The 14,145-nt window shown below is 73.2% G+C and carries 12 protein-coding genes and 1 riboswitch; of the genes, 9 read left to right on the forward strand and 3 right to left on the reverse strand.

Annotation, left to right across the window (positions count from 1 at the left end; genetic code table 11):
* Nucleotides 1-152: 152 nt before the first annotated feature.
* The 9 genes from rpsB (at nt 153) to AB0399_RS27860 (ending at nt 10,313) form a co-directional block, all read left to right on the forward strand.
* Complete coding sequence (gene rpsB / locus AB0399_RS27820) at nt 153-1,088, forward strand: 30S ribosomal protein S2 (protein WP_329364182.1); 936 nt, start codon at nt 153-155, stop codon at nt 1,086-1,088.
* Between the two features lie 114 nt (nt 1,089-1,202).
* Nucleotides 1,203-2,039 (forward strand): translation elongation factor Ts, encoded by an 837-nt coding sequence (gene tsf / locus AB0399_RS27825; protein ID WP_329364180.1) that lies wholly within the window; start codon nt 1,203-1,205, stop codon nt 2,037-2,039.
* Nucleotides 2,040-2,283: 244 nt separating this feature from the next.
* Complete coding sequence (gene pyrH / locus AB0399_RS27830; protein WP_328470044.1) at nt 2,284-3,102, forward strand: UMP kinase; 819 nt, start codon at nt 2,284-2,286, stop codon at nt 3,100-3,102.
* 109 nt (nt 3,103-3,211) lie between these two features.
* Nucleotides 3,212-3,769, forward strand: a complete 558-nt coding sequence (gene frr, locus AB0399_RS27835; protein ID WP_103890462.1) for a ribosome recycling factor — start codon at nt 3,212-3,214, stop codon at nt 3,767-3,769.
* Between the two features lie 162 nt (nt 3,770-3,931).
* Nucleotides 3,932-4,930 carry a phosphatidate cytidylyltransferase gene (locus AB0399_RS27840; protein WP_329364177.1) on the forward strand — a complete coding sequence of 333 codons (999 nt, stop codon included), beginning with the start codon at nt 3,932-3,934 and terminating at the stop codon, nt 4,928-4,930.
* An 82-nt stretch (nt 4,931-5,012) separates the two neighbouring features.
* Nucleotides 5,013-6,131 (forward strand): 23S rRNA (adenine(2503)-C(2))-methyltransferase RlmN, encoded by a 1,119-nt coding sequence (gene rlmN, locus AB0399_RS27845; RefSeq protein WP_366413218.1) that lies wholly within the window; start codon nt 5,013-5,015, stop codon nt 6,129-6,131.
* A 53-nt stretch (nt 6,132-6,184) separates the two neighbouring features.
* Nucleotides 6,185-6,321: riboswitch (TPP riboswitch) on the forward strand.
* On the forward strand, nt 6,314-7,426 hold the full coding sequence (locus tag AB0399_RS27850; RefSeq protein WP_366413219.1) for a thiamine ABC transporter substrate-binding protein: 1,113 nt from the start codon (nt 6,314-6,316) through the stop codon (nt 7,424-7,426). (Overlaps the previous riboswitch by 8 nt.)
* A gap of 86 nt (nt 7,427-7,512) precedes the next feature.
* Nucleotides 7,513-9,273, forward strand: coding sequence for an iron ABC transporter permease (locus AB0399_RS27855; protein ID WP_366413238.1), 1,761 nt, complete (start codon nt 7,513-7,515; stop codon nt 9,271-9,273).
* A complete protein-coding gene (locus AB0399_RS27860; RefSeq protein ID WP_366413220.1) occupies nt 9,270-10,313 on the forward strand; it encodes an ABC transporter ATP-binding protein in 1,044 nt (347 codons plus the stop codon). The genes AB0399_RS27855 and AB0399_RS27860 overlap by 4 nt, the downstream gene beginning before the upstream one ends.
* A gap of 169 nt (nt 10,314-10,482) precedes the next feature.
* On the opposite strand, the gene AB0399_RS27865 is transcribed toward AB0399_RS27860, so the two are convergent.
* The 3 genes from AB0399_RS27865 to AB0399_RS27875 all read right to left on the reverse strand — a co-directional run bounded on the left by AB0399_RS27865 (nt 10,483) and on the right by AB0399_RS27875 (nt 13,744).
* Nucleotides 10,483-11,580: an LOG family protein gene (locus AB0399_RS27865; RefSeq protein ID WP_366413239.1), complete on the reverse strand. Its 1,098-nt coding sequence runs from the start codon at nt 11,578-11,580 to the stop codon at nt 10,483-10,485.
* A gap of 267 nt (nt 11,581-11,847) precedes the next feature.
* Nucleotides 11,848-12,960 (reverse strand): hypothetical protein, encoded by a 1,113-nt coding sequence (locus tag AB0399_RS27870; protein ID WP_328470052.1) that lies wholly within the window; start codon nt 12,958-12,960, stop codon nt 11,848-11,850.
* A 55-nt stretch (nt 12,961-13,015) separates the two neighbouring features.
* Nucleotides 13,016-13,744, reverse strand: coding sequence for an ATP-binding cassette domain-containing protein (locus AB0399_RS27875; RefSeq protein ID WP_329364165.1), 729 nt, complete (start codon nt 13,742-13,744; stop codon nt 13,016-13,018).
* Nucleotides 13,745-14,145: the final 401 nt, after the last annotated feature.

The following is a 14,145-nucleotide window of genomic DNA, read 5'->3' on the forward strand; positions in this document are numbered from 1 at the left end:
GTCGACTTCGCACGCCCCGCCACCAACCCCGGACCTTGATGGTCACGGGCGGTGGCCGCGCCCCTCGGTCCCTTGTGGCACGGCGCGTCGGGACGTCAGGCGTGGCCGCCGTCCGGTGGCCGCGGTAACCGAGCACATCAAGGAGTACGGCCATGGCCGTCGTCACGATGCGGGAGCTGCTGGAGAGCGGCGTCCACTTCGGGCACCAGACCCGCCGCTGGAACCCGAAGATGAAGCGCTTCATCTTCACCGAGCGCAACGGCATCTACATCATCGACCTGCTCCAGTCGCTGTCGTACATCGACCGCGCCTACGAGTTCGTCAAGGAGACCGTCGCGCACGGCGGCTCCATCATGTTCGTCGGCACCAAGAAGCAGGCGCAGGAGGCAATCGCCGAGCAGGCGTCCCGCGTCGGCATGCCGTACGTCAACCAGCGCTGGCTGGGCGGCATGCTCACCAACTTCTCGACCGTCTACAAGCGCCTCCAGCGCCTGAAGGAGCTCGAGGAGATCGACTTCTCGGACGTGGCCGCCTCCGGCCTCACCAAGAAGGAGCTGCTGGTCCTCTCCCGCGAGAAGGACAAGCTGGAGAAGACCCTCGGCGGTATCCGCGAGATGCAGAAGGTGCCGAGCGCCGTCTGGATCGTGGACACCAAGAAGGAGCACATCGCCGTCGGTGAGGCGCGCAAGCTCCGTATCCCGGTGGTCGCGATCCTCGACACCAACTGCGACCCCGACGAGGTCGACTACAAGATTCCGGGCAACGACGACGCGATCCGCTCCGTCACGCTGCTCACCCGCGTGATCGCCGACGCCGTCGCCGAGGGCCTCATCGCCCGCTCCGGCGCCGCCACCGGCGACAAGAAGGCCGAAGGCGTCGCCGAGCCGCTCGCCGAGTGGGAGCGCGACCTGCTCGAGGGCGAGAAGAAGGCCGACTCCGAGCCGGCCACCGAGGCCGCCGCCCCGGCTGCCGAGGCCCCCGCTGCCGACGCCGCCGAGGCCGCTGCCCCGGCCGACGAGGCGCCCGCGGCTCCGGCCGCCGACGCCGCGCCCGCGGCCACCGAGGGCGACGACTCCACCGGAGCCTGATCACCCGCGGACGCGAGCGTCCGGGAACAGCACCACGCGTGACGACGGCGGGGGCCCAGCGCCCCCGCCGTTCACCCGTAGATCCACCGACCATCCGGGAAGAGACTCACACCCATGGCGAACTTCACCGCCGCCGACGTCAAGAAGCTCCGCGAGCTCACCGCCGCGGGCATGATGGACTGCAAGAACGCCCTCACCGAGGCCGAAGGCGACCTGGACAAGGCCGTCGAGATCCTCCGTGTGAAGGGCCAGAAGGGCGTCACCAAGCGCGAGGGCCGCTCGGCCTCCAACGGCGCGGTCGTCTCCCTCATCGCCGCTGACAACTCCGAGGGCGTCCTCGTCGAGCTGAAGTGCGAGACCGACTTTGTCGCCAAGGGTGACAAGTTCGTCGCGGTCGCCGACGCGATCGCCGCGCACGTCGCCGCCACCAAGCCGGCCGGCATCGACGCGCTGCTCAACTCCGAGATCAAGGACGGCCAGACCGTCCAGGCGTTCGTCGACGAGGCCAACGCCACCCTCGGCGAGAAGATCGTGCTGGACCGCTTCGCGCAGTTCACCGACGGCTACGTCGCCTCCTACCTGCACCGCACCAGCCCGGACCTGCCCCCGCAGGTCGGCGTGCTGGTCGAGCTGGACAAGGCCGACCCGCAGACCGCCAAGGACGTCGCGCAGCACATCGCCGCGTTCGCCCCGAAGTTCCTCAGCCGCGACGAGATCGACGAGGAGACCGTGGCGAACGAGCGCCGGGTCGCCGAGGCCACCGCGCGCGAGGAGGGCAAGCCGGAGGCCGCCCTGGCGCGTATCGTCGAAGGACGGGTGAACGGCTTCTTCAAGGAGAACGTCGTCCTGGAGCAGGCGTTCGCCAAGGACTCCAAGAAGACCGTGCAGAAGGTGCTCGACGAGGCCGGGGTCACGCTGAAGCACTTCGCGCGCTTCCGCGTCGGCGTCTGACGTCCGCTCGCACCGGCACCCGCCGGTCCGGCCGCGGACACCACTCGGCCGCGGCGGGCTGCCACCCACGTCCGCACGGTCGCCCCGCGGCCGCGCGGCGCAAGACAGACGGTCCCGCTGGGGCCGTACGCGGCCGGTCGCCCGCCGGCCGGCCGCAGAGGTGACGAGGAGGCCATTGCCGTACCGGGAACCGACAAGGACCCACGGCAATGGCCTCCTCGGTACGTGCACGAGGAGACCTCCCATGGATGATGGTGCCGAAGGCGCCGGCAAGGCCCGCGACCACACCCCCACCCACGACGACGACGGCGGACGGCGTCACGAAGGCCGCGACGGGTCCACTCCCCGCCGCTACCTGCTCAAGCTCTCCGGTGAGGCGTTCGCCGGAGGCGGCGGTCTCGGCGTCGACCCCGACGTCGTGCACGCCATCGCCCGGGAGATCGCCGCGGTGGTCCGCGAGGGCTACGAGATCGCGGTCGTGCTCGGCGGCGGCAACTTCTTCCGCGGCGCCGAACTCCAGCAGCGCGGCATGGACCGGGCCCGCTCCGACTACATGGGCATGCTCGGCACCGTGATGAACTGCCTCGCGCTCCAGGACTTCCTGGAGAAGGAGGGCATCGAGACCCGGGTGCAGACCGCCATCACCATGGGCCAGGTCGCCGAGCCGTACATCCCGCTGCGGGCCGTCCGGCACCTGGAGAAGGGCCGCGTGGTGATCTTCGGCGCGGGCATGGGCATGCCCTACTTCTCCACCGACACCACCGCCGCCCAGCGCGCCCTGGAGATCGACGCGGTGGCGATGCTGATGGGCAAGAACGGGGTGGACGGGGTCTACGACTCCGACCCCAAGCACAATCCGAACGCCGTCCGCTTCGACGCCCTGGAGTACGGCGAGCTGATCGCCCGCGACCTGCGGGTCGCCGACCTCACGGCGATCACCCTCTGCCAGGACAACAAACTGCCCATCCTGGTCTTCGAACTGCTCGCCGAGGGCAACATCGCCCGCGCCGTCAAGGGTGAGAAGATCGGCACGCTGGTCAACGACCAGGGCACCAGGGCGTGACCGGCGCGGCCGGTATGGACAACAGGCTGCCCGGTCCGAGACCGTGCAGGAACACGTGCGCAGGGGCCCCGACCCGACGGCTCTGCCTTCTGAATACCAGGAGCACATGGTGATTGAAGAGACCCTCCTCGAGGCCGAGGAGAAGATGGAGAAGGCCGTCGTCGTCGCCAAGGACGACTTCGCGGCGATCCGCACCGGCCGTGCGCACCCGGCGATGTTCAACAAGATCGTCGCCGAGTACTACGGCGCGGTCACCCCGATCAACCAGCTCGCCTCCTTCGCGGTGCCCGAGCCGCGGATGGCCGTGATCACCCCCTTCGACAGCAGCAGCCTGCGCAACATCGAAGAGGCGATCCGCAACTCCGACCTCGGTGTGAACCCCAGCAACGACGGCCGGATCATCCGGGTGGTGTTCCCGCAGCTCACCGAGGAGCGCCGGCGCGAGTACATCAAGGTCGCCAAGACCAAGGGCGAGGACGCGAAGATCTCCATCCGCAGCGTCCGGCGCAAGGCCAAGGAGACCCTGGACAAGCTCGTCAAGGACGGCGAGACCGGCGAGGACGAGGTGCGCCGCGCGGAGAAGGAGCTCGACGACACCACGTCGAAGTACGTGGCGCAGATCGACGAGCTGCTCAAGCACAAGGAAGCGGAGCTGCTGGAGGTCTGACCTCCGCGCGGCACACCGCGTGGAGATCCGCTTTTCCGCGCACACCGCCCCCTGCCCGGGTCGCACACCGGGGCGAGCATCTCCCGGCCGACCGCACCCGCCGACCACCACGCCGACCACCACGCCGACCACCACCCTGACGACGACGCGAGGCGACGCTCCGTGAACGATTCTTCCTGGGGCGTTTCGCCACGTGCAGGTCACGCGGCGGGTTCCGCCACGGAGCCCGGGGTCAGGAGGAAGATCTCCACCATGCCGCCGCCACCCCCTTCGCCGCCCCAGGACCCGCCGCCACCGGGCCGGGGCCCCGGACCCGGCTCCGAGCCGCCGGCCGCCCCCGCGAAGAAGTCCGCCGGCCGGGACCTGCGGGCGGCGATAGGGGTCGGCGTCGGCCTCGGCGCGGTGGTGGTCGCGGCGCTCTTCGTCGTCAAGGCGGTGTTCGTCGGCATCGTGGTGGTCGCGGTGGTGATCGGCCTGTGGGAGCTGACCTCCCGGCTCGCCGAGCGCAAGCAGATCCAGGCGCCGCTGATCCCGCTGGCGATCGGCGGCACCGCCATGGTGATCGCGGGGTACCTGAAGGGCGCCGACGGCGCGTGGATCGCGATGGCGCTGACCGCGCTCGCCGTCCTGGTCTGGCGGATGGCCCAGCCGCCGGAGGACTACCTGCGCGACGTGACCGCGGCCGTCTTCGCCGCGTTCTACGTGCCCTTCCTGGCCACCTTCGTCGTCATGATGCTCGCCGCCGACGACGGCCCGCGCCGGGTGCTGGTCTTCCTCCTGCTCACCGTGATCAGCGACACCGGCGCCTACGCGGTCGGCTGGCGCTTCGGCAGCCACAAGCTCGCCCCCCGGATCAGCCCCGGCAAGACCCGGGAGGGGCTGTTCGGCGCGATCTCCTTCGCCATGGTGGCCGGCGCCCTGCTCATGCAGTTCTTCGTGGACGACGGCCGCTGGTGGCAGGGCCTGCTGCTCGGCCTCGCCGCCGCCGTCAGCGCCACCCTCGGGGACCTCGGCGAGTCCATGATCAAGCGCGACCTCGGCATCAAGGACATGGGCACCCTCCTCCCGGGCCACGGCGGCATCATGGACCGCCTCGACTCCCTCCTCCCCACCGCCCCGGTCGTCTGGCTCCTCCTCGTAGCCTTCGTCGGCCAGGGCTGACCACCCACCCGCGCCCGGCCCTGGCACGGCGCCGGCCGTACGAACAGGGCACTGCGCGGAGTCTGCGACACTGGTAGGCATCATGCCTGTACCCGGAGAACTGACGTTTGCCGTGCCGCGCGGGGCCAAGAAGCCGCCGCGGCATCTTGCCGACCTGTCGCCCGCGGAGCGGAGGGAGGCGGTGGCGGAGCTGGGGGAGAAGCCGTTCCGGGCCAAGCAGTTGTCGCAGCACTACTTCGCGCGCTACGCGGACGATCCGGCGGCCTGGACGGACATTCCGGCCGGGGCGCGGGGGAAGCTGGCCGGGGATCTGCTGCCGGAGCTGATGACGGTGGTGCGGCACGCGTCGTGCGACGAGGGGGAGACCCGCAAGACGCTGTGGCGGCTGTTCGACGGGACCCTGGTCGAGTCGGTGCTGATGCGGTACCCGGACCGGGTGACGATGTGCATCTCGTCGCAGGCGGGCTGCGGGATGAACTGCCCGTTCTGCGCCACCGGCCAGGCGGGTCTGGACCGCAACCTGTCGACCGCGGAGATCGTGCACCAGATCGTCGCCGGGATGCGCGCGCTGCGCGACGGCGAGGTGCCCGGCGCGGGCCCCGGCGCCCCGGACCGGCTGTCGAACATCGTCTTCATGGGCATGGGCGAGCCGCTGGCGAACTACCGCCGGGTCATCGACGCGATCCGCCGCCTCACCGACCCGGCGCCCGACGGCCTCGGGCTCTCCCAGCGCGGCATCACCGTCTCCACGGTCGGCCTGGTCCCCGCGATGCACCGGTTCGCCGACGAGGGCTTCAAGTGCCGCCTCGCGGTGTCCCTGCACGCCCCCGACGACGAACTGCGCGACACCCTCGTGCCGGTCAACACCCGCTGGAAGGTCCGCGAGGTGCTGGACGCCGCCTGGCACTACGCCGACGTCTCCGGCCGCCGCGTCTCCATCGAGTACGCCCTGATCCGCGACGTGAACGACCAGGCGTGGCGTGCCGACCGGCTCGGCAAGCTGCTCAAGAACCACCGGGTGCACGTCAACCTGATCCCGCTCAACCCCACCCCGGGCTCGAAGTGGACCGCCTCCCGCCCGGAGGACGAGCGGGCGTTCGTGGCCGCCCTCCAGGCGCACGGCGTGCCCGTGACCGTACGGGACACCCGCGGTCAGGAGATCGACGGGGCCTGCGGTCAGCTGGCCGCGTCCGCGCGCTGATACGGTGCGCAGGTGCGCTGGTCGCACCGCTTGAATGAACATCTGGACAAATGAACATCCGACAGGGGAGCGCCTGAGACGGCGCTGAGAGTGCGGCTGGGGCGACGGCGAGACCGTCGAGAAGCCCAGGCCGCAGACCCTCCCACCTGATCCGGGTCATACCGGCGTAGGGAGTCAGCACAGTGAAGAGCACCATTCGTCGGCGTGCCGTGGGCGCGCTCGTCCTCGCCACCGCGGGCGCCACCGTCCTCGCCGGCTGCGGCGGCTCGGGGTCCGGTTCCGACTCCGGCTCCGGCAAGGCGTCCGGCGGCAAGCCGTCGAAGACCGTCACCCTGGTCAGCCACGACTCGTTCGCGGCATCCAAGTCGGTGATGGCGGAGTTCACCAAGGAGACCGGCTACACCGTCAAGGTGCTGCGCGGCGGCGACGCGGGCGCCGCGGTCAACCAGGCCATCCTCACCAAGGACCACCCGCGCGGCGACGTCTTCTTCGGCGTCGACAACACCCTGCTCTCCCGCGCCCTCGGCAACGGCCTGTTCGACTCCTACACCGCCAAGGGCCTGGACCAGGTGCCCGCCGACGTCCAACTCGACGCGGGCAAGCACCGGGTGACGCCGATCGACTCCGGCGACGTCTGCGTCAACTACGACCGCGCCTACTTCACCTCCCACCACCTCGCGCCGCCGCAGACCTTCGCCGACCTGATCAAGCCGCAGTACAAGAACCTGCTGGTCACCGAGAACGTCTCCACCTCATCGCCGGGCCTGGCCTTCCTGCTGGGCACCGCCGCCACCTACGGCGACGCGGGATGGCAGGCGTACTGGAAGAAGCTGAAGGCCAACGGCGTCCAGGTCGTCGACAGTTGGGAGCAGGCGTACGACAGCGCCTTCTCCGGGTCGGCCGCCGGGAAGAAGGCCAAGGGCGACAAGCCGCTGGTGGTCTCCTACGCCTCCAGCCCGCCCGCCGAGGTGGTCGGCGTCAACCCGCCGCCCGCGCAGTCACCCGTCGGGGTGGCCACCGGCACCTGCTTCCGCCAGATCGAGTTCGCCGGAGTGCTGCACGGCGCGAAGAACCCGGCGGGCGCCGAGGCGTTCATCGACTTCATGCTCAGCAGGACCTTCCAGCAGGACATGCCGCTCCAGATGTACGTCGACCCGGTGGTGAAGGGCGCCACCGAGCCGGAGGTGTTCACCAAGTACGGCGCGAAGGTCCCGCACCCGACGACGCTCGCGCCCGACAAGATCGCCGCGAAGCGGGACGACTGGGTGAAGTCGTGGAACTCGATCGTCCTGTAGCCGTCCGGAAGGCGGGGTCCGCCGCGCTGGAGGCGGGACCCGCCGATCGGACGGCGGGGCGCCGCCGCACCGCGACCGGGCTCGCCCTGGCCGCCCTGCCGCTGGCGTTCTTCGCCGCCTTCTTCGCCTACCCGGTGGCGTCCATCGTCGGCCGGGGCCTGCACCCGGGCGGCCACTGGCGGCTGGGCCGGATCGGCGACGTGCTCGGCGACGGCTCGGTACGGCACGTGCTGTGGTTCACCTGCTGGCAGGCCGGCGCGTCCACCGCGCTGACCCTCGCGGTCGCGCTGCCCGGCGCGTACGCCTTCGCCCGGCTGGACTTCCCCGGCAAGCGGCTGCTGCGGGCGGTGGTCACCGTGCCGTTCGTGCTGCCGACTGTCGTCGCCGGCTCGGCGTTCCTCGCGCTGCTCGGGCAGGGCGGCTTCACCGACAGCCTCTTCGGCGTACGCCTGGACACCTCCGTGTGGGCGATCCTGATCGCGCACGTCTTCTTCAACTACGCCGTGGTCGTCCGCACCGTCGGCGGCCTGTGGGCGCAACTCGACCCGCGCCAGGAGGAGGCCGCCCGCATGCTCGGCGCGGGCCGCCTCGCCGCCTGGCGCCGCGTCACCCTGCCGGCCCTCGCCCCCTCCGTCGCGTCGGCCGCGGTGATGGTCTTCCTGTTCACCTTCACCTCCTTCGGCGTGATCCAGATCCTCGGCGGCCCCACCCGCGCCACCCTGGAGGTCGAGATCTACCGGGAGACCGCCGAGATCTTCGACCTGCCCACCGCGGCCGTGCTCACCCTGCTCCAACTCGTCGCGGTCGTCGCGATCCTGGCCGTGCATACCTGGACGGCCCGCCGCCGCGAGTCCGCGCTGCGGCTGGTCGACCCGGCCGGCACCGCGCACCGCCCGCGCGGCGCGGGCGAACGGATGCTGCTCGCCGCCGTCCTCGGGTCGATCGCGCTGCTGATCCTGCTGCCGCTCGGCGTGCTCGCGGCCCGCTCCCTCGACGGCCCGAACGGCTACGGCTTCGCCTTCTACCGCGCGCTCGGCTCCACCAGCGCCGACGGGACCTTCCTCGTCTCACCGCTGCACACGGTCTGGAACTCGCTGCGCTTCGCCGCCGCCGCGACCGTCATCGCCCTGCTGGTCGGCGGGCTGGCCACGGCCGCGCTCACCCGCCGCAGCGGGCGGCTGATGCGCGGCTTCGACGGGCTGCTGATGCTGCCGCTGGGCACCTCCGCGGTCACCGTCGGCTTCGGCTTCCTGATCACGCTCGACAAGCCGCCGCTCGACCTGCGCGACTCCTGGCTGCTGGTGCCGCTCGCACAGGCGCTGGTCGGCGCGCCGTTCGTGGTCCGGGTGATGCTGCCGGTGCTGCGGGCGGTCGACGAGCGGCTGCGGGAGGCCGCCGCGGTGCTCGGCGCGTCCCCGCTACGGGTCTGGCGCGAGGTCGAACTGCCCCTGGTCGGACGGGCGCTGGGCATCGCGGCCGGGTTCGCGTTCGCGGTGTCGCTCGGCGAGTTCGGCGCCACGGTCTTCATCGCCCGGCCCGACAGCCCCACCCTCCCGGTGGCCGTCTCCCGCCTGCTCGGCCGGGCCGGCGAGATGAACTACGGCCAGGCGATGGCCCTGAGCACCATCCTCATGGTGGTCTGCGCGGCCAGCCTGCTGATCCTGGAGTACCCGCTGTCCGGGCGTACGACGCCGCGCCGTAAGGACGCGCCGGGCGGTAAGGACGTAACGGCCGCCGCGCAGGGCCTGGCTGCGGCTCCCCGGGCCACCGCATCCCGCACGGCGCCTGAAGCTCCCGCCGTGCCCGAGGCCCCCGCTACCCCTGCCCGCTCGGAGAGCCCACGATGACCGATGCCCTGCTGAGCCTGGACGCCGCCACCGTACGGTTCGGGGCGCGCACCGCACTGGACGCGGTGAGCCTGGACGCGGCCGCGCACGAGATCGTCTGCGTGCTCGGGCCCAGCGGCAGCGGCAAGTCCACGCTGCTGCGCGCGGTCGCCGGGTTGCAGCCGCTCGACGGGGGCCGGGTGCTGCTGGACGGCGCCGACCAGGCGGGTGTGCCCGCGCACCGCCGCGGGGTCGGGCTGATGTTCCAGGACCACCAGCTCTTCCCGCAGCGCGACGTCGGCGGCAACGTGGCGTTCGGGCCGCGCATGCACAAGATGCCGCGCGAGGCCCGGGACCGGCGGACCGCCGAACTCCTCGACCTGGTCGGCCTGCCCGGGGCCGCCACCCGCCCGGTCGCCACGCTCTCCGGTGGCGAGCAGCAGCGGGTCGCCCTGGCCCGCGCGCTCGCGCCCGAGCCGCGCCTGCTGATGCTCGACGAGCCGCTGGGCCAGCTCGACCGTTCCCTGCGCGAGCGACTCGTGGTCGAACTGCGCCGGTTGTTCCGGCAGTTGGGCACCACCGTGCTGGCCGTCACCCACGACCAGGGCGAGGCGTTCGCGCTCGCCGACCGGGTGGTGGTGATGCGGGACGGGCGGATCGAGCGCAGCGGCACCCCGCTGGAGGTATGGCAGCGGCCCGATTCCGAGTTCGTGGCCCGCTTCCTCGGGTTCGACAACATCACCGGGGGCACGGTCAGCGGCGCCGTCGCCGCCACCGCCTGGGGCGAACTCCCCGTCCCGGACGGGACCCCCGACGGCGAGCACCTGATCCTCGTCCGGCCCTCCGGGGTGCGGCTCGGCCCGCCCGACACCGCCGGGCTGCGCTGCGAGGTCACCTCGCGGACCTTCCGGGGCGGCCACGTCGGCGTCATGCTCCGGCCCGAGCGCGGCCCCGCCCTCGAAGCGGAGTGCGCCCTGCGCGAGGCCCCGGAACTCGGGGCGTCCGTGGGTGCCTCGTTCGAGGCCGCGGACGTCGTCGTGCTCAGCCCTGCGGGAGGCTGAGCCGGTCCGCCCGTCCCGCCCGGTCCCGTAGGTTCCGGGACCGTCCGCCGGTGGTGGGCCGGTCGCGCAGTTCCCCGGGCCCCCGTTGACGGCTGCTCGCCATTGTGGTCCGCACGGACAGGGGCGCGGGGGGTACATCCCAGGCGAAGCTCTGGCGGGCCGGGTGCGCTTACGCGGAACCCAGGCGTTCCAGGGCCGCCGGGACATCGTCCACGCTGTCCACGAGGGCGACCCGTCCCCCCATCGAACGGCCCGCCGCCAAGGCGTTGAGCAGCGGCCAGACCGGCAACTCGTCCGTCCAGTACGCATGGTCCACCAGCACCATCGGCGCGGGCTCACCGTGCGAACCGTAGTAGTTCGCGGTGGCCGCGTCGAAGACCTCCTGGACGGTGCCGGCGGCGCCCGGGAGGAAGACCGCGCCGGCCGAGCAGCGCGAGAGCAGGCCGTCCTCACGGGTGGCGTTCGCGAAGAACTTCGCGATGTGCGCGGCGAAGGCGTTGGGCGGCTCGTGGCCGTAGAACCAGGTCGGCAGGCCGTAGGACGGCCCGCCGTCCGGCCAGCGGTCGCGTACCTCGAAGGCCGTCGACGCCCAGGCGTCGACGGACGGGCTGAAGGAGGGGGTGCCGGCCAGCACGTCGAGCGCCTTGCCGAGCATGACGTCGTCGTACGCGGCCGCGTACGCCCCGAAGTTGGCCGCCTCCATCGCGCCGGGCCCGCCACCGGTCGCCACCGTCAGCCCGGACTCCGCCAGCGACCGGCCCAGCCGCGCGGCGCCCGCGTACGCCTCCGTGCCGCGCTCCATCGCGTGCCCGCCCATCACCCCCACGACCCGCGCGCCGCCGAGTTGTTCGTCCAGCACGTCGGAGACCGCGTCGTCGTGGATGGAGCGCAGCATCGAGGCGAACACGTCGCCCTCCGCGGAGGTCCGCAGCCACCACTCGTACGTCAGCGCGTCCGGCGTCGCGGCGTACCCGCCCTCGGCGAGGTCCGCGTACAGCTCCTCGGGCCGGTAGGGCGCCGCGCGGTACGGGTCGAACGGCAGGCCGGGCACCGGCGGGAAGACCAGCGCGCCGCCGGCCCGTACGTGCGCCAGGGCCTGCGGCTCCATCGGGCAGCCGAGGAACACCGCCTCCGACGTGTCGGTCACCAGCAGCGCGAAGGTCCGCGAGGTGAGGTCCACGGCCCGCACCCGGCAGTCCGCGAACGACCCGCCGAGCGCGACCGCGTCGAACTCCTCCAGCGTCTCCACCCCGCGGGCCCGGTGGATGGGCTCGGGTGCCGCGTCCGAGGGCTCCTTCGGCGGCTCCGGCGGGCCCGGCGGACGGCGGGCGCCGCGCGTGGGGCGGGGCAGCCGCGGATGGGGCGGATGGGGCGAATCGGGGGGAGTAGGCGCTGGCACGCGAGCACGATAGCGCGCTCAGGTGTGCGCCGGGCCGTGGCGAAGGAGGACCTCTGCGTCGCGCTGTTGACGCGGCGCCGCGCGGATGACCGCAGGCGGCGCCGCGTCATGTGCCCGGCGATCCGGGATACGGCGCTACGGCGTCGGGGACAGCGCCGCGACCAGCAGCGTGGGCACCAGGAAGGCGACCACCAGGGCGCCCGTGCGCACGGCCGCCGAGGCGCGCAGCATGGTGGCGGGCACCGCCAGCTCGCGGAGCGCGGCGGTGGTGGAGGCGCGCTCGGTGCGGGACTCCATGGCGGCCACCGCGGTCGAGGCCAGCACGCACACGCAGACCAGCGTCGCCGCGAACGTGGTCACCGGGCCCAGCGTCCGGCCGTTGTGCTGGTGCAGGCCGTATCCGGACAGCGCCACGGCCGCGGTCGCCGAGAGCAGGCCGAGCGGGCGGCCGAGCCGGCGCGCCTCGTGCTGGAGGCCGCGGCCGGACAGCAGCCGCAGCCCGCCCGGCCGGTACGCGGCGATCAGCCGCCCGCAGCCGTAGACCAGTCCCGGTCCCGCCAGCACCAGGCCCGCCGCGGTCAGCACCCAGCCGCCGACCGCGGCCGGGGCCATCGAGCCGAGCCCGCTGGGCAGCGGGAAGCTGTGCCCGTCGGGCGCCGTCACCTCGATCGCCAGACCCACGGCGACCAGCGCGACCCCCCACGGCAGCCCGCCCGGCATGTCCTCGGCGGACTTGCCTTCGGCCCGCAGCCGCGCCGCGCTCGCGACACCGGCGGTCAGCGGGACCAGCGCGAGCAGCGTCACCGCGCCGGCCGGCGGCAGGCTCCGGCCCGCCGCGAGCAGCCCGGGCCCGACGCCGTGGTACGGCACGCCCGTCACGTCGCCGCGCAGTTGGAGGAAGGCGAGCAGGGCCAGCACGCTGCCGAACGCGCTCACCACGGTCACCGTCGCCGCGGTCAGCAGCACCACGCCGTTGCGGCCGAGACCGACCGCGGCGAGGCCGGCCCGGGGCCACCCGCCGGACTGCGCGCGGCCCACCGCGACCGCGAGCTGCACGGTGACCACGAGGGGGACGACGCACCAGCCGAGCCGCGCGACCGCGTCCGACGTCCCGCCCTTCGGGTGCGCCAGCGCCCAGCCGAGGGCTGCCAGCAGGAGCAGGCCGCTGCCGCACGACGCGAGCGCCACCAGGGCCCATCGGCCCAGCGCGGCGGGCCGGGCCCCGCGCAGCAGCCGCAGGCTCAGCACGAGCCGCTCCGCGCCGCGGCGCCGCCGTGCCGGCCCGGGTGCGCGCCGGGGGCGCTCATACGGTCGCCGGGCGGGGCGCGGACAGGTCCTGGTCCTGATCCTGGGCAGCAGTTCCGGCGCGGCCGTCGGCGAAGGGGATGACGCGGTCGGCGTGCGCGGCGATGTCGGGGTCGCTGGTGGCCAGGACGACGGTGATGCCGTGCGTGCGGGCCGCGCTGGTGAGGGTGCGCAGGACGTGGGCGCGGTCGTTGCGGTGCAGCGGGGCGGTCGGCTCGTCGGCGAAGACCACCGCCGGTCCGGTGACCAACGCCCTTGCCACGGCGACCCGTTGGCGCTTCGCGGCGGGCAGCCCGGTCGGGCGCCGGCGGGCGATGTCGCCGATGTCCAAGCGGTCCAGCCACTCACAGGCGGCGGCCCGGGCGGCCCTGCTGCTCTCGCCGCGCAGCAGCAGCGGCAGCGCGGCGTTCTCCCAGACGTTCAGCTCGGGCAGCAGCTGCGGGTCGGCGCCGATCCAGCCGAAGCGGTCGCGGCGCAGCCGCTCCCGGGCGGTCTCGGGCAGCGTGTGCACGGGGCCGCTGTTGAACCACACCTCGCCCTCGTCCGGGACGAGCTGCCCGGAAAGGCAGCGCAGCAGGGTCGACTTCCCCGAGCCGCGCGGACCGGCGAGCGCGAGGATCTCCCCGGCCCGCACGCTCACGGACACGCCGAGCAGCGCGGGCGAGCCCTGGTAGGAGTGGCGCAGGGCGCGAGCCCAGAGCACGTCGTTGTCGGGCGGGGCCTCCATGCCGTACCTCCGCGGATTGCGAGTTCACTCGGCCAACGAGCCCGGCGCCTGTCCGGTCACTCCCCGGCACGGTATGCATCCGACCCCAGCGATTCCTTGCAGGCGCAGCGGCGAACCCCCCGATCGGCCGAGCGCCCCCGCCCGGCCCTGCGGCCCCCTACCGGAAGCAGGGTGCCCTACAGGGGCGCGGGGAACTGCGCGATCAGCCACCGCTGTGGCGCGCCGGGCCCGCGGGCCCAGCTCTCGCGGCGGGATCGCCGGACCACCGGCTGGTCGCGAAGCTCCTCCCCAAGAGCCTCGCCTGGGAGGTCCCCCCAGCGCCCCTCACGGGTGAACGTCCTCCGCGAAAGTGCCCAGCGCCCCTGGGCACCGCCGCCCGCCAGGGCACCCCCGCCCCGGGG

The organism is Streptomyces sp. NPDC088194, assembly GCF_040702025.1.
GTDB lineage: Bacteria > Actinomycetota > Actinomycetes > Streptomycetales > Streptomycetaceae > Actinacidiphila.